Origin of the sequence: Mesorhizobium sp. C399B, assembly GCF_030323185.1 — a bacterium.
Classification (GTDB): domain Bacteria; phylum Pseudomonadota; class Alphaproteobacteria; order Rhizobiales; family Rhizobiaceae; genus Mesorhizobium.
The window spans coordinates 5,130,899-5,147,023 of the sequence record NZ_CP100472.1 but is presented as its reverse complement, the minus strand read 5'-3'; the positions used below and the strand labels follow the sequence as shown (position 1 = coordinate 5,147,023).

The following is a 16,125-nucleotide window of genomic DNA, read 5'->3' as shown; positions in this document are numbered from 1 at the left end:
ATGCAACGTCGTCGCCGAGATCCCGTCCTGCTTGCCCGGAACGTGCGGGTGAAGCTCGCCGCGAGCGCGGTCGCGACGCTGTTGCTGGCGCTTCTTTCCACCGGGCAAGCGCGCGCCGAATTCACCGTCTGCAACCAGACGCTCGACGTCGTCAATCTTGCCGTCGGTCAGAAGGTCGACGATGCCGACCAGACCGATGGCTGGTGGACCATCGGCGCCAATCAATGCGTCAACGTCATTCGCGAGGAGCTGACCAACCGCTACATCTACATCTACGCGACGGATGTCTTCGGCCACGCCATCCTGGCAGGCTCCACCGACATGTGCATCGAGCGGCGGCGGTTCTCGATCCGCGGCATCGATGAATGCTGGCAGCGCGGCCATATCGCGGCGAAGTTTCTCGAAGTCGACACGCAGGAACAGGTGCGCTGGACCTTCTTCCTGACCGGAAGCGCACCGTGACGCACAGCATCGACACCAGCTTCAAGGCAAAGAAGCAGGCGCGCGCCGCGCTGCGCAGGCGCAGGATCTGGCTCGGGCTGGCGGCTGGCCTGGCGACAATCGTCCTCGCCGCGATTGCCACCGGCTTCTATCTTACCGCCGACTACTGGTCGTTCGGCGACGAGGACGAGGAACTGCATGCCGTCGAAGGCTCGGACGACGTGCCGGCCGACGCATCGGTCTACGTGCCGGCCATCATCGACCTTGCCGGCGACCCGATGTGGATCACACTGGCGCCGGAGGCCGGCGCCGCGAAGAGCCGCGAGATGCCGCGCCCGACGGAGCTCGACCAGGCCGGCATCTCCCCTCAGATCATGGTTCTCTCCGACGTGATGCTGAGCGCCAGCGAAAAATTCATGACGACGATCCCCTCGACGCAAGAGGATTTCGCTTTCTTTCAGGCGCAGCGGAAGACCGCGGTCGCGCCACCCGCCGAACCCAACGATCCGCAGAATGACCTGCAGAACGATCTTCGACCATCGCCCGGCGCGGACGGGGCTCCGGCGGCCTCCGGCCCAGCTCCTGACCCGCAGGTCGCTCCGGGTGCATCGGCGGCGGCCGATGACCCCGAGGCCGGCTGGGGCGAGACCATCGATGAGGGCGAAGCAGCACTCCCCGCCTTTCAGAAGACACCGGTCGAAAACAACACCAGCGTTGCCACCGTCAGCTCGGAATACCAGCGCTTCGAGGCGACCCAGGACATTTTCGTGAAAATCCTCAACGACCGCAGCCTGGACAGCGTGGCGCTCGATGCGCATTTTTCCGCCGACGACGCAAAGCTTGCCGGCGAGAGGCTGAAGGCGCTGTTCGACAAGGACGGCCTGCAGCCTGGCTATGTCGTGGCGATGCGCGGCTTCAGGCCGACGCGCGAGACCACGACGATGTCGCTGATGCAGGTCTCGATCTACGCCAGGAACGTCTTTGTCGGCACGCTGACACGCAACGCGGCCGGCGCCTTCGTGTCGGGCGTCGACCCCTGGGTGCGCGAGGACCTGTTCAATTATTCGGGCGCCGAGACCGAAGGCACGCAGAAACGGCAATACCGCCTGCTCGACGCGATCTACTCGACGGCTGCCCGCAACAATGTGCCGAGCGGCATCATCGGCGAAGCCATCATGTATCTGTCGCGGGGACAGGATCTGGATGCTTTCGCCAGCGAGGACCAGCGCCTTGTGCTGATCTATTCGCAGACGCCGCGCGGCAAGAACGAGACCGACGGACGGGTACTCTATGTCGGCATCCAAGGCACGCAAAAGAGCTTGGATTGTTTCGTTTTCCAGCAGGGCGACGGCCAGTTTTCCTGCGTCTCGGGCGCTGACCAGGTGCGCTCGCTGACGGTGGCCAACGGCATGGTGACGCCGGTCAACGGAGTCATGACGTCGACCTTCGGGCCGCGCAAGCATCCGATCCTGGGCGTTGTTCGCATCCACAAGGGCGTCGACTGGGCAGCACCCGTGGGGACCCCGATCGCAGCAGCCTTCGACGGCGAGATCATCTTCCAGGGCGACGGCGGCGGCTACGGCAATGTGGTCAAGATCGCCCATGGCGGCGGCCGCGAGACGCGCTACGCGCATATGTCGAAATTCGCCATTGCCAGCGGTGTCGGCACCAAGGTGAAGGCCGGCGACATCATCGGCTATATCGGCACCACCGGCCTGTCGACCGGGCCACATTTGCATTTCGAACTCTATCAAAGCGATCAGGCGATCGATCCCCTCGGAACAGTGACCGCTGCAATCGCCGTCACTTCCAGCGATCCCGCCGTCGAAACGCTGACCGACCGTATCGTCCACGTCGAATCGGGCGGTAGCGCGCGGGCCAAGAACCCGCTGTCTTCGGCGACAGGCGCCGGCCAGTTCATATCCAAGACCTGGATCCGGATGATGAACACCTATCGTCCCGAACTGGCGCGCTCGCTGTCGACCGCAGACCTGCTCGCTTTGCGCTACGACGCCACCATCTCGCGTGAGATGGTGCGCAATCTGGCGCGCGAGGGCGAAGCCTATCTCAAGGCGCGTGGCCACCAGATCACCGCCGGCCGGCTCTATCTCTGCCATTTCCTCGGTATGGAAGGCGCCCATCAGGTGCTGGCGTCGCCGGGATCGGCGCAGTTGAGCGCCGTGCTCGGCTCGTCCGTTATCCAGGCCAACCCGTTTCTTGCCGGCAAGACCGCCAGCTACGTCGTCGACTGGGCGGAACGGAAGATGGGCCGCAAATTGCCGACGCCCGCCACCACCGATGCGGGCCAGCAGACGACGACGGAAGTCCGCCAGACATCGCCGGAGTTCGAAAAATACAAGCAGGCGATAACGGCAATGGTCGGCTCGATCCAAAATACTCTTGAGCCGGGCTAGAGCTGGCAGTTCGCCCCGGCTTTCGCCAAGCCGATTGGTTCTGAGGCCGGCGAATGGTATGTTTGCGGATATTTGGGAAGGTTTTTGGGTCCTTGTGAACCAAAACTGTGGCTGGGATCACATACGCCCAACAGCCATTTTGGCAGAAGCGATACAGTCGCTGGTGAAATTTAGCATGCGCAGCCATCAATAACGCGCCCCATTGGGGCGGAGGGCCGATCCCATGAAAGCGTTTGCCGTCCTTTTGAGCGGATTTTTTCTGTTAATGCTGACCGCGCTTGGCACCGTCCAGGCGGCGGCGCCGGATGCCGGTGGCGTCAAACGCGTCGCGCTGGTCATCGGCAACAGCAAATACGTCCATGCCGTCGAATTGCCCAATCCGGCCAATGACGCGCATCTCATCGCATCGACGCTGCGCAATGCCGGCTTCGAGGTGATCGAGGGCGTCGACCAGGACAATGCCGGCATGCACAGCCTGATCAGCAAATTCACCGAGCAGTCCTACGATGCCGACCTCGCCGTCATCTTCTATGCCGGCCACGGCATGCAGGTCGACGGCAAGAACTTTTTGATCCCGGTCGACGCCGAACTGACGTCACCTGCCTATCTCAAGACCCGCACCGTCCAGATCGACGACTTCATGGCCGCATTGCCGCCCGACCCGGCGGTCGGCGTCATCATCCTCGATGCCTGCCGCGACAATCCGCTGGCACGCACACTGGCGGCCGCGATGCCGAAGACCCGCTCCACCGCGCTGGGCACCGGCCTGGCGCCGATCGACCCTAAATCAGAGGGCGTCGGCACCGGCGGCATCCTGATTGCTTATGCCACCGACCCGGGCGCCATCGCCTTTGACGGCAACGGCGTCGACAGCCCCTACTCGACCGCGCTCGCCAGGCACCTGACCGAACCCGGCATCGAGATCCAGAGCGCGCTGACGCGGGTGCGCGGCGAAGTGGCCGAGACCACGCAAGGCCGCCAGCGGCCATGGCACAACGCATCGCTGGGCCGCGAGGTTTTCCTTGGCAAACCGGCCGCCGAAGCCGTGCCGGTGGCAAAACCGGCCGCCGACGACGCGAACGCCGCGACAGCGCCCGCCCCTGCCCCCGTCACCAGCGAACCGCCTTCGTGGGAAGTCGAGCAGCGGCTTTGGGACGAGGCCTCGAAGCGCAACACCGCGCCATTCTACGAAGCCTATCTCGAACAGTTCCCGAATGGCCGCTTCGCCACGGTGGCGCGGCTCAACATCGATGCGCTGAACGATCCGAAAGCCCAGGAACGGGACATCGCCGCGCTTGCTGCCGAAGAAGCGAACTCGGGTTCTGCCGTGCGCACCTCGGTAGGCATTTCGGACGACATGAAGAAGGTGCTGGGCACCGAGGCGACGGAGAACGCGATCGGTCTCGATCGCCAGGGCCGCATCGACCTGCAATTGCGCGTCGAGGCGCTGGGCAACGAGCTTGGCCGCGTTGACGGCAATATCGGCGCCAAGACCCGGCAAGCGATCGGCGACTGGCAAAAGGGGAACGGGCTGCCTCCGACCACCTTCCTGACGCGCGAGCAGCTGGCGTTTCTGATCATCCAGACGGATCCGATGATGGAGGCCGTGCGTGCCAAGCATGAGGCCGACCAGGCCGGCGTGGACAAGCCGAGAAAACAGGTGGTGCAGAAGGCCCGCACGCTGAAGCCCGCGGTGGAAAAGCCACGCAAGAAGCAGTACGTCCAGAAGCCGCGCCGGCAACAGCAGTTCGTGCAGAAAAGGCGCAACCGCGAGGTCGTGCGCGAGGATGAGCCGCCGCCGCGGGACAATAATGATTTCCTGACCAAGGCGCTGATCTTCGGCACCGGCGTAGCGGTCGGCGGCGTGCTCAAGAACTGATCGATCATGTCAAACAATAAAAACGCCGCGTGTCCGTTGGACGCGCGGCGTTGTGTTTGACGACGGCCGGAAGACGCAGCCGGCGAAGCTACTGCGCCTTGATCCGCATCTCGACCCGCCGGTTGACGGGATCGTAGGGATCGGGATTGCGTGGATTGGCCTCGCCGAGACCGACCGCCTTGATGCGGGTGGATTCGATGCCGTTGGATTCGAGGAAGGCGGTGACCGATTGCGCCCTGCGCTGCGACAGGCCTTCATTGTAGGTCGCCGAGCCGGATGCGTCGGTATAGCCTTCGACGACGAAGGACAGCTTGCTCAGCCGATCGTCCTTCAGCGCCTTGGCGAATTCGTCGAGTTCGCTGCGCGCCTTGGCGTCGAGCTCGGACGAATCCAGGCTGAAATTGATCAGCATATCGAGGCCGGTCTTCTCCGGGGGCTTTTCTTTCTGGCTGGTCTTGCTCTTGCACTCGTCCTCGGTGCCGACACAAATCCCGCGTGCCGCGCCGTGATCGATCGCGCCGGCAAAGAACTTCACAATGTCTTCCGATCTCTGAAGTGGGTCGGCATAGACGTGAGTCGAGAAAAGCACGGTCGCCAATGCCAAGACTGAAATGTGCCGCTGCATAACGGTTACTCCCGTTTCGAGCATCCGATTTTCACTCAGGCCCGATCCATGGATCCGGGCCAACTCTTCCTGTTCGACAGTGATCTGTCGAGATCACGGTCGGCTGTGGAATATACCAAACCGTGAGGCGTTTGTCTGTGAACAACGTCATGGACATGTGGTGGTCGACAGACTTGACCCGCGCCTCGCAGGCGGGTTGAGTGAGGCTGGGGGAGGATAACAGCAGCGATGGTCAACGGGCTTCGATTCCAGACCGCACGCGATCTCTTCGCCGCGAACACGGCTGTCGCCCGGGACATGACGGCTGTTCCGACCGACCAACCCTCGCTCGAGTTCTGCCGCCGGCTGATGGCCGGGCGCATCCCGGAGGAAGCGATTACCTTTTGCGCCTATCTCCTGCCTGACCGGGCCGCAATCTGGTGGGGCCATGAGTGCCTGGGGCATCTGACCGAGCTGCTCGAAGAGCAGGACCTCGCAACGCTGGCACTGATCCAGGAGTGGGTCGGCGACCCCAACAATGCAACCCGCCGGGAGGCTGTCGCCGGGGCGGCGATGACGCAGCAGCACACGCCTGCCGGCTGGATCGCGCTAGCGGCGCAACGGCACATCAATGGCCTGACGCCGCAGACCAACGGGTCGAGGCTGCGGCCGCTGCCGGCTGCGCATGCCGTCAATGCCGGCATACTGGCCGGACTGGCGCGGGTTGCGGTGGCGGACCGTTTCTCCGTGCTCACCGCCTTTGTCGAGATGGGCATCCATCTGGCCGAAACCGAGGCGCTGCGCCGAGCCTGATTGCTCTGGATCGTGATGAGATTTCATTGAAATCTGATCCAACCCGTTGTTGGCGGTCTCATTTGCAGCCGTTTTGCGCCCATTTGCCGAGTGCCACCTTGAAGCGCGTGCCCAGCGGGTGTTGCAGGCGCAACACCGAGACATCATTGGTGACGTAGGTCTTGGCCTGGTCGCACAGCCGCTCCTCGGTCCATTGATGACAGTTGCTGCACTGGTTGTCCCAGACGGACTTTTCCAGGCCCTCGACCGGACTGAAGTGCGGCTTGCCCTGGATGAGTTGGGCGATGCTCTTGCCGTCGATCGCCGGGTCGCCGAAATTGACCGGAACGTCGAAAAGGACTGGCGCGTCGGAGCCCAGCTTCGGAATTTCCTCACGCAGCTGTTCCAGCGCCTGCTCGCCGGCGTCCGTACCCGGCGGATTGGCGGCCGCGCCGGTGCGCGCCTGCGTATCGCCTTCGGGCGCAGCCGCGCCGGAATCGCCGACGATCAGCGGCGCCTTGAGATCGACCTTGTGAAGCACGACATCGGTGGTCAGCGAAACGTTGACCCAGGGCTGCTGGCGTCCGGCTGTGGCCTTGAACACATCCGACGTAACCCGGTTCATCGCTTCGGTGATCGAGACGTTGACCTCGCCGATATGGGCAAGCAGCGCCGCCGAAAATGGCGAGTGCTCGCCCGGTCCGTCATAGGCGAGCTGGTTGGGACTGGCAGCGAAGGCGACCAGCGTGCCGGCGCCGCCATTCTCGATCGGTATTTCGGCAAGGCCGCTGCTTGCCGTGCTGTCGCCGCCAGTCTCCTTGGCAAGCACATCGGCGAGCGGGTTGTCGCGGCAGGCGTCGAGGAACACCAGCCTGATGCTGGTCTCGCGCGACATCTGCCGCAGGATGAAGTCCACCTGCACGGCTTCGAAGTCGAGCGAGGTCTCGTCCTCCAGCGCCGCATCGACAGGCAGCAGGTAATTCCTGCCCGAGACCTGCAGGCCATGACCGGCATAGAAGAACAGCGCGATATCGGCGCCACGCACCTGCCGCGCGAATTGCGCGATCTTTTCCTGCGTCTGCGCCTTGGTGAGATCGAGGCCGGAGACGATTTCGAAGCCCAGCCCCTTCAGGCGATCGGACATTGCCTGCGCATCGTTCACCGGATTGGGCAGCACCGGCGCGTTCCGGTAATGGGAATTGCCGAGCACCAGGGCGATGCGGCGTTCGGCACTGGCCGCGGTCATGGTAATGGTCATGGTCAACGCAAGCGCCAGCACGGCGAGGCCGATGCCGCGCATGAAGTTGCCGCAACTTGCAATCATGTCCAAACGCACCGGATTCCTTTTCGGTTGACGGGCCTTCTCAGTTAAGGACCGGCTCAGTTGGCGAGCGGCATGGCGGAGAACTCGATCCGCCGGTTCAGCGCCTTGTTCTTCGGCGTATCGTTCGGCGCCACCGGCTTTTCCTCGCCATAGCCGGAAGCCGTGATCTGCGCCGATGGAATGCCCGCAGCGATGATCGCGTCGGCGACCGCCTTGGCGCGCCGTTCCGACAGGTTCTTGTTGGCCGTCGGCGAGCCGTCGGAATCGGTATGGCCCGAAACCTCGACCTTCAGTTTCGGACATTTGCCGACGACGCCGACCACCTCGGCCAGCAGTGGGCGGCTCTTTTCATCGAGCCGAGCGCTGGCTGGGCGAAAATAGACGGCGCCGGTGCGCGACAGCACCTCGAACCTGTTCAGGCATTCATCGTCGCTGAAGGACGTCTTGCCTGCATCTGTGGCGACCGGCCCGGCATCGGCTGGGGCTGCGGCCGCGACGGCAGGCGTGGCCGCAGGCTTGGCGCCATCAGCGGTGAAGACGAAGTCGAACGACACCGAAGCCGTCGGGACGATGCTGCTGACATTGGCCGCCTGCTGGAGTTTTTCGATGTTGGGCAACAGGCCGAAATCCTCGACATGCACGGCGACCGGCGCCTCCGAGGCGATCGACACCATGCTGTCGGTGATCATGGTGACCACGACATTGGCCTCAAGGTCCTTGTCGACGCCGTGCAGGCTCAGGCGAAACGGGATATGCGCGCTCATGCGCCGTTTGGTGGCGAGATCAGCAAAAGCGGCGGGATCGACTTTCGCCGTCACTTCCGCCGTCGGGAATTTGAATGTCTCGAAGAACAGGAACCGCATGCGGACATTGCGAAGGTCGATGCCGGTGTCGACCGAGTTGAGGTCGAAGGTGACCTTGGCGGCGCCATCCGATGTCAGCGTGCCCGAGAGGTTCCTGATCTTGTTGGTTTCGACAATGGTGTTCTTCTTCACCGATTGATAGGTGAGCGTCGAATTCGCCGGATCGAGCGTCCAGTTCGGCTGCGCGTTGGCCATTTCCGGTGCAAGCAGCAACAGCCCGAATAAAGCGGCGACCAGAGCAAGGGCGCCGACGATTCGCCGGCCCTTTGAGATCGACATTTGTTGCCGAAAAAATCCGCCGACCTCGAACATGGACGCCCCCGTCTCAGGACAACAGACCTCAGTGCCGATCACTGCGGTCGAACGCAGTGATGCCGGCGAGCATAGAACATATGATTTGGTTTTGCGAGTAGCTCCGCGTGTCTGCCCCAGGGGAGAAGATCCCTCAAAAACCTGTCATCTGTTGCGGATGAACAGCGTCAAAATTCAGAGGCACCTTGCACAATCACGAGCGTCTCGGTGGCGCCCATCGAAAGCGCAGAGAACGCCAGGGGTTCCTTTCACAGCTTTGTTTATATTAGAATATTAGCAACTTCTTGACAACCGCCCAAAGCTCTGATTTTCTTGACATATTAAACAAAGTTCGTTGCGTTTTTTACGGACGGGGTGCACATGTCGACCTTGGTAGTCGCGGACCCGCGGGGGGTGTATCTCGCCGGTCTGGAGTGGGTTTTGCGGAAGGCGGGACACGATGTTGTCGCCCAGTGCCGCCGCCTTGTCGACGTTCTCCCTCATGTAGAGCGCCATCGGCCTGATATCGTCATCGTCGGCTTGGATATCGCTGACCCGCAGACGGCTGCACTTTCCTCCCGGCTGAAGGCCGGCAACAGCGCTCTCGGCACAATCTTCATCGTGCAGCCTACCGGCAGGCTGGATATCAAGGAAATACAGGCACTCGACGTCGACGGCCTGCTTCTGGACGGCATCAGCCACCGATATCTCGTCGAATGCGTGAACGCGGTGGCAAGCGGCAAAAAATGGATCGACAACATGATCGTCCAGCAACTGCTGATGCCCCGATCGCAGCCGCAGCCGATGTCCAGGCTGACCGGGCGGGAGACCGAAATCGCCGATCTCGTCTCGCGCGGGTTGCGCAACAAGATCATCGCGCAGCGGCTGCACGTATCCGAAGGCACGGTGAAGATGCACCTGCATCACGTCTACGAGAAGCTCCGGCTCGGCAGCAGGGCGGAACTCGCCTGGATGGCGCATGGCAAAGGCGCCGAGCGTCCAGGAACGGGCCGAACCGCCCTGCTCTGACCCCTCTCCACTCGCACCGACATTGTACGCGCGGCAACGGCCGGGAAGCCGTCTGGCGGCACCTGCCTCGTGCCGGCGCGGCCTCTCCCAGCGCCCGCCAGCCTGATCTATCGAAAGATATATATCGTTCGATCAGGTGCGGACATTGACCGCAATACTATCTAAGCGGGAATGGACGCGCCATCTGCGCCGGCGGCACTATGGAGGATTACAGGCCGCAATTATGTGCGCCAGCGGATGCACTCGGGGTAGAGGCATCCGCCATCAGGAGAGGGGGGCCCTTTTCTTGATGCGTTCAAAAAAAGGGGAGAATCTCCATGGCACTCGACATCTTGGCTCAAGACATCATCATCGATGAGACCACCGGACTTCAGGACAGTGATGTTGACCCGTCCGTTGCGCCACACCTTAGCAACACCACGCTGCAATATCTCCTGGGTCTCGACGATCCGGGCGGGCTGACCTCGCCGGAGGTCGCCTTCAAGGCCAACTTCGTGGTGGCCTCGGCGAGCGCGAGCGAAACCATCAGCTCGGTCGTTCTCTCCCAGGACCTCAATGGAACCCCGTTTTCCACCACCGTCGGTGTGAACAGCGGGATTCGGACGGTCGATGGCAATTATGTCTGGCTGTTCCAGGACCTAACTCATCCAAACGTCGTGATCGGTGTCATTGGCACCTCTGACTTGCACGCCCCGCCTGCTGCGGACGGGCCGCTCGCCTTCTCGCTTGCGCTCATCAGCACCAGCAACACCAATGCGGACCTGTACACGGTCGAGTATGTGCCGTTGCGCCATCCGATCACGACCAACCCGGACGACCGCATCGATCTGACTGATCATGTGTTCGCATCGGTCACGGGGACCACCGTGGCCAATTTCTCAGGCCAGAACGCCGCGCCCGGCAATCATGATTTCTACGCGATCAATTCGTCCGGTGGCGCTTCCAACCAGCTTCTGGTGACAGGCTTCCTGGGGGCGAACAATGCCACAGCCAACGTGAGCACACAGGGCTTCGGCGTCAACAACCAGAGCATTAATCCGACCGAAACGCTGCAGGTCGACTTTATCACCGGCAGCACCCTGGCCGCGGGCACTGCCTCGCAAATCTCTTACGGCAGCCATCTCAATAACATCGTGAACGCCGGGTTCACCATCAACCAGATCACGCCTTCCAATCCGAATTTGCGGGTGGACATCAAGATCACGGCCCTCGACGTTACGGGCAACGAGCAAGGCTTGAACTTCTATGACGGCAGCCCGTCGACCGCCGCGCCCATTACCAGCGTCACGTTGACCGGGCAGTCGGGGTTAGCGTCCCCCATCACCGCCAATGGCACCTATGACGTCGCGGGGAGCGTTGACGTCACCGTCAGCGGGCTCGGGACCAACGTCGTCACGATCACCGGGCTCGATAACATCACCACCGTCAATATCACCACCAGCAGCCAAATGGATCGGTTGCTGGTTACGGGGGTCGATTCAAATGAAGGGTGCGACATCACCGAGTTCCATTTCTCGACGACGAGCACCAACGCCCACACCGAAGAGGTCGGCTCGTTCATCAACTTCGACGACGACGGCCCGACGGCGGCGATCGTGACGACCGGCAACAGCGTGGTGATGGACGAGTCGATCGGCGAGCGGCCGGCTAACTCAGCCGGCGCGGCGGATGCCAACGACACGGCGGACGACAATGTTGCGGGCAATCTGTTCCCGGCGGGCTACGGCACGCCGATCGGACTGCGGTCGAATGTCGACCTGGTCGACACCACGACGTCGACGGGCTCGGACAATGAAGGCGCGACGACGCATGTGACACTGTCGATCGCGGGCGGCAACGGGACGGATTCCTTGCTGCTGACGACGGACAACAGCCAGATTTCGCTGTTCAACGAGAGCGGCGTGATCGTCGGCCGGGTGGACAATCCGAACGGCACATCCAATGCGGCCGGGGCGGTTGCGTTCGCGATCTCGATCAACGATCTGGGCGAGGTTACGGTCGCCCAGTATCTGTCGCTCCATCACCCGACTTCACCGGACAATTACGACGAGTCGGTCAATCTCGGCAGCCTGGTGAACGCGGTCGTGACCGTGACCGACGGCGATGGCGACATCGCCACCCAATCGATCGGCATCGGCAACGCGCTCCAGTTCCAGGACGACGGCCCGACGGCGGCGATCGTGACGACCGGCAACAGCGTGGTGATGGACGAGTCGATCGGCGAGCGGCCGGCTAACTCAGCCGGCGCGGCGGATGCCAACGACACGGCGGACGACAATGTTGCGGGCAATCTGTTCCCGGCGGGCTACGGCACGCCGATCGGACTGCGGTCGAATGTCGACCTGGTCGACACCACGACGTCGACGGGCTCGGACAATGAAGGCGCGACGACGCATGTGACACTGTCGATCGCGGGCGGCAACGGGACGGATTCCTTGCTGCTGACGACGGACAACAGCCAGATTTCGCTGTTCAACGAGAGCGGCGTGATCGTCGGCCGGGTGGACAATCCGAACGGCACATCCAATGCGGCCGGGGCGGTTGCGTTCGCGATCTCGATCAACGATCTGGGCGAGGTTACGGTCGCCCAGTATCTGTCGCTCCATCACCCGACTTCACCGGACAATTACGACGAGTCGGTCAATCTCGGCAGCCTGGTGAACGCGGTCGTGACCGTGACCGACGGCGATGGCGACATCGCCACCCAATCGATCGGCATCGGCAACGCGCTCCAGTTCCAGGACGACGGCCCGACGATCAGCGCCTCCGGCACGGAGCCGACGCTGACCGTCGACGAGTCCAGCTTGGGTGACAATAGCGCGAGCTTCTCGGCGGCCTTCACCTCGAATGCCGGTGCCGATGGCGACGCCATCAGCTATGTGCTCGACATCAACCAGGTCACCAACGATAGCGGCCTAACCGACACCTTAACCGGTGAGGCGGTCCTCCTCTCGGTCAATGGCGGCGCCGTTGAAGGCCGCACCGCCTTCACCGACGAACTCGTGTTCACGGTCAGCGTCAGCGCCGCCGGCCTCGTGACACTCGATCAGGCGCGTGCTGTCATACACTCACCCGACACCGGCCCGGACCAGGAAACAACGTTGGCGTCCGATGATCTCGTCACTTTGACGGCGACCATCACCGACGGTGACGGCGATCAGGCCTTGAGTAGCGTCAACATCGGCACAAACCTCGTCTTCAAGGACGATGCTCCAACGATCACGGTGCCGTTCGACGGTGATGCATCTGGTGGTGGTAGCGACGGCACTCCCGAGAGCCTGGCCAACACGCTCAACGCGTCGGCCAGCGGAGCCTTCGGCTACGACATCGGCGCGGACAGCCGCCCGGATACGTTCTACGACGACACGCACTCTGATTTCGTCGACACAGACGACGTCCTCGCCGGTGTCCAGATCGCACTCACCGGTTCGATCACCGGCGGCGGCGGCGGAGATATCATCAGCCCGGAGGTGACGCTCGCGTCGGAGACTTCCGACACGGCGACGTTCGACTTCACCTTCGACTACCACAAGTCCTCAGCGGATGACACCCTGATAGGCACGGCGGGCGGCACTCTCGTCTTCGACAAGGTTCACGACACTTACACCATCAACCTGACCGACCCGCTCGAAGGCTTCAGCTTCGACCTTATCCACACCAGTGAGCTGTTGTCCAAGCTGCCCACGAGCAACGTAGGCCACCCACAGATCGTGGTGGAACAGTTGCAGGCGGATGACGGGACCACGTCGACTGACGAAGACTTCTACGTGCAGTTCACCGCTAACGCGATCAACAGAGCCAACCCGTTCAGCTTGACGAGCAATGGCGAGGGGAAATCCAGCGACACCACGTTCAACGCGGAACCGCCATCGCCAGCCGGCACCCACGATATGGTGAGCAACGACAATGAAACTTGGGTGTCCGCGACGCAGAGCACCAACGGCGTCGCCGGTGACACGATCCAGAAAGGCGAACTGCTCACGTTGCGGTTCTTCGACAACAGCGTCGGTATCGCAACAGAGGTGCAGCAGACGCCACAGACCTCGGCCTTCGCCGGCAGCATGGCCATCAAGTTCGACGGCATCGGCAACAGCGAGGACCTGATGCTGATCCTCAACCTGGCCGGCAGCGGTGCCGACAACATCTTCGGCACCGCCGACGACACCTCGATCACGCGGGCTATGTATGTGTCGAACGACGACATCTTAAAGACGGGTCACGTCCCGTCCCCGTACAGCAGCGAGTTCACGCTCGACAACAATGACGGCCTCGTGATCATCGAGCAGAACGACTACAACGCAGCCGGCGAAGAGTACTTGCTGCAGGGTGTCCAGATCATGCAGTCGGGCAATGGGATCACCGGCTCGGCGATTGAGCTGAACGGAGCGGTCGGGGTTGGCAGCACTACGACCACCGGCTTCGACAGCGTCGACAACGACGTGCTGAAGATCACGGACATCGCCTTCAGCACGACCGTGACAGAGACGCCATCAGCCAGTCTCGACTTCGCCTTCGAGGTGGCAGACGCGGATGCTGACCAGACATTGACGCAGCACATACTTGTCGACGTCGGCTGACACCTGACCGACGGGGGCGGCCAGCGCCGCCTCCGGATCAGCATCCGCGATCAGTTGCATGGGGGACGTCGTCTCAATGAAGAAAAACAACCAACAGCCCCCTGCCCTGCAGGTGGTGATGAAGGAGGCCAGACGCGCCATCCGGCCGCTTATCTGGTTCAGCGGCGGCATCAACGTGCTGATGCTGACCGGGGCGTTTTATATGCTCCAGGTTTACCACCGCGTGTTGTCCAGCCACAGCCTGGAGACGTTGGTGATGCTGTCGCTGATGGCGGCAGGGGCACTGGCGACGATGGCGGGGCTGGAGGTGGTGCGCGGGCGTCTTCTGGCCAAAGTCGGATCGTGGATGAACGCGCGGTTGGGACCAGTTCTCCTGACCGCATCGGTGGAATATGCCGCCTCGGCGCCCGGTCAGGCCAACGCCCGCCCGCTGCGCGACCTGGACCAGGTGCGGAATTTCTTCACCAGCCCGAGCATCTTCCCGATCCTCGACGCGCCCTGGGCACCGCTGTTTTTCGCCGCCATATTCTTGATGCACCCGTGGCTGGGCTGGTTGGCGCTGTGCGGCGGAATCGTCCTGTTTGCGCTGGCGTTGCTCAACGAATACATCACACGCAAGCCGTTGACCGAGGCCGCAAACGCACAGTCGCGGGCCTATGTGCAGGCCGAGGCGGCGATCCGCAACGCCGAGGTCGTACAGGCGATGGGCATGTTGAAGCCACTGATGGAGGGCTGGAAGGCGCAGCAGGACGAGGCAAACAAAGGACAAGTTCTTGCCGCCAACCGCGGCGGCGTCATCGCGGCCATCGCGCGTTGTCACCGGCTGGCCCTGCAAATGGCCATACTCGGCCTCGGCGCCTATCTGGTGCTTCGCAACGAGGCTTCGCCCGGTATCATGATCTCCGCCTCGATCCTGATGGGGCGCGCCTTGTCGCCGGTCGAGCAAGCGATCGGCACATGGAAGGCGACGGTCGGAGCGCGCGCCGCTTACAAGCGCCTCACCGCGGTCGCCGGACAGCATCTGGAGGCCACGCCGGTTATGCCGCTGCCGCGACCGAAAGGCAGGTTCGAGGCAGAGAACCTTGTGCTGGCCCGACAGGGTGGCGAGTCTATCCTGAAAGGGATCAGCTTCCGGCTCAATCCGGGTGAAGCAATGGCGTTGATCGGCCCGAGCGGGGCCGGCAAGACGAGCCTGGCGCGAATACTGGCCGGTGCCTGGCGTCCATCCGGGGGGCGTGCGTTGCTGGACGGCATGGACGTTGCCCAATGGGCGGCGGAGGACCGGGGTCACCATGTCGGTTACTTGCCGCAGGACATCGAACTCTTCGCCGGCACCGTCTCCGAAAACATCTGCCGCTTCGCGACACTCAACCCGGCGGTCTTCAACAACGTCGTCAAGGCCGCGCAGTTGGCGGGCGTTCACGAACTGATCAAGGGACTGCCGAAGGGTTACGCCACCGAGATCGCCGAATCCGGCGCGGTGCTGTCAGGCGGGCAGCGCCAACGCATCGGGTTGGCGAGGGCACTCTACGGCGACCCGGCGCTCATTATCCTGGACGAGCCCAATTCCAACCTCGACCGCGACGGTGAGGACGCCTTGATCGCAGCCCTCGGCACTGTCAAGGCGGCGGGCACGACTATTATCCTGATCGCGCACCGGGCGAACATGATAGAGAAGGTCGACAAGATATTGGTTCTCAACCGGGGTCAACAAGACCTCTACGGTTCGCGCGACTATGTCTTCAACGAACTCTCCTCACGCATTCGCCAGGTAAATCAAATACCAGCGAGTCCGACGCCAGAGATATCCACCGCCGCGATCGGCGTCAGCAATGGTCCACGTCCCTCTTCAAAGCGTACGTCGCGTGCATTGGGCACGACGGTAGTGGCGAACCAGGCATGAAACGAGAA

At 62.6% G+C, this 16,125-nt stretch carries 10 protein-coding genes; 7 read left to right on the top strand and 3 right to left on the bottom strand.

What is annotated here, in order from left to right:
- From NLY36_RS24420 to NLY36_RS24410, 3 genes are all read left to right on the top strand, one after another.
- A complete protein-coding gene (locus NLY36_RS24420; RefSeq protein ID WP_023667922.1) occupies positions 1-462 on the top strand; it encodes a DUF1036 domain-containing protein in 462 nt (153 codons plus the stop codon).
- Entirely contained in the window at positions 459-2,855 is a 2,397-nt protein-coding gene (locus tag NLY36_RS24415) for a M23 family metallopeptidase (protein ID WP_023735646.1), read from the top strand. Before NLY36_RS24420 ends, NLY36_RS24415 begins: the two co-directional genes overlap by 4 nt.
- 265 nt (positions 2,856-3,120) lie before the next feature.
- Positions 3,121-4,734 carry a caspase family protein gene (locus NLY36_RS24410; protein WP_245260218.1) on the top strand — a complete coding sequence of 538 codons (1,614 nt, stop codon included), beginning with the start codon at positions 3,121-3,123 and terminating at the stop codon, positions 4,732-4,734.
- Between the two features lie 88 nt (positions 4,735-4,822).
- Here the strand turns inward: NLY36_RS24410 and NLY36_RS24405 are convergent, their stop codons facing one another.
- Complete coding sequence (locus NLY36_RS24405) at positions 4,823-5,359, bottom strand: OmpA family protein (protein ID WP_023709975.1); 537 nt, start codon at positions 5,357-5,359, stop codon at positions 4,823-4,825.
- A 228-nt stretch (positions 5,360-5,587) separates the two neighbouring features.
- On the opposite strand from NLY36_RS24405, the gene NLY36_RS24400 reads away from it, so the two are divergent.
- Entirely contained in the window at positions 5,588-6,151 is a 564-nt protein-coding gene (locus NLY36_RS24400) for a DUF6931 family protein (protein ID WP_023735648.1), read from the top strand.
- Between the two features lie 58 nt (positions 6,152-6,209).
- On the opposite strand, the gene NLY36_RS24395 is transcribed toward NLY36_RS24400, so the two are convergent.
- Positions 6,210-7,454: a caspase family protein gene (locus tag NLY36_RS24395; protein ID WP_031249118.1), complete on the bottom strand. Its 1,245-nt coding sequence runs from the start codon at positions 7,452-7,454 to the stop codon at positions 6,210-6,212.
- Positions 7,455-7,510: 56 nt separating this feature from the next.
- The gene (locus NLY36_RS24390; protein WP_245260219.1) at positions 7,511-8,596 is read right to left on the bottom strand and encodes an OmpA family protein; all 1,086 of its coding nucleotides are present in this window, start codon (positions 8,594-8,596) and stop codon (positions 7,511-7,513) included.
- A gap of 453 nt (positions 8,597-9,049) precedes the next feature.
- Here NLY36_RS24390 and NLY36_RS24385 point away from each other — a divergent pair, with 453 nt between their 5' ends.
- The 3 genes from NLY36_RS24385 to NLY36_RS24375 all read left to right on the top strand — a co-directional run bounded on the left by NLY36_RS24385 (position 9,050) and on the right by NLY36_RS24375 (position 16,117).
- Entirely contained in the window at positions 9,050-9,637 is a 588-nt protein-coding gene (locus NLY36_RS24385; protein WP_245260220.1) for a LuxR family transcriptional regulator, read from the top strand.
- A 317-nt stretch (positions 9,638-9,954) separates the two neighbouring features.
- Positions 9,955-14,214, top strand: coding sequence for a DUF5801 repeats-in-toxin domain-containing protein (locus NLY36_RS24380; protein WP_286461548.1), 4,260 nt, complete (start codon positions 9,955-9,957; stop codon positions 14,212-14,214).
- A gap of 76 nt (positions 14,215-14,290) precedes the next feature.
- Positions 14,291-16,117 (top strand): type I secretion system permease/ATPase, encoded by a 1,827-nt coding sequence (locus tag NLY36_RS24375; protein ID WP_023735653.1) that lies wholly within the window; start codon positions 14,291-14,293, stop codon positions 16,115-16,117.
- The last annotated feature ends 8 nt before the right edge of the window (positions 16,118-16,125 follow it).

Excerpts from the sequence above, each read along its gene's own strand:
- NLY36_RS24420 (WP_023667922.1), top strand. The coding sequence starts at position 1 with ATGCAACGTCGTCGCCGAGATCCCGTCCTGCTTGCCCGGAACGTGCGG.
- NLY36_RS24410 (WP_245260218.1), top strand. The coding sequence starts at position 3,121 with ATGCTGACCGCGCTTGGCACCGTCCAGGCGGCGGCGCCGGATGCCGGT.
- NLY36_RS24405 (WP_023709975.1), bottom strand. The coding sequence starts at position 5,359 with ATGCAGCGGCACATTTCAGTCTTGGCATTGGCGACCGTGCTTTTCTCG.
- NLY36_RS24400 (WP_023735648.1), top strand. The coding sequence starts at position 5,588 with ATGGTCAACGGGCTTCGATTCCAGACCGCACGCGATCTCTTCGCCGCG.
- NLY36_RS24395 (WP_031249118.1), bottom strand. The coding sequence starts at position 7,454 with ATGATTGCAAGTTGCGGCAACTTCATGCGCGGCATCGGCCTCGCCGTG.
- NLY36_RS24390 (WP_245260219.1), bottom strand. The coding sequence starts at position 8,596 with ATGTCGATCTCAAAGGGCCGGCGAATCGTCGGCGCCCTTGCTCTGGTC.
- NLY36_RS24380 (WP_286461548.1), top strand. The coding sequence starts at position 9,955 with ATGGCACTCGACATCTTGGCTCAAGACATCATCATCGATGAGACCACC.
- NLY36_RS24375 (WP_023735653.1), top strand. The coding sequence starts at position 14,291 with ATGAAGAAAAACAACCAACAGCCCCCTGCCCTGCAGGTGGTGATGAAG.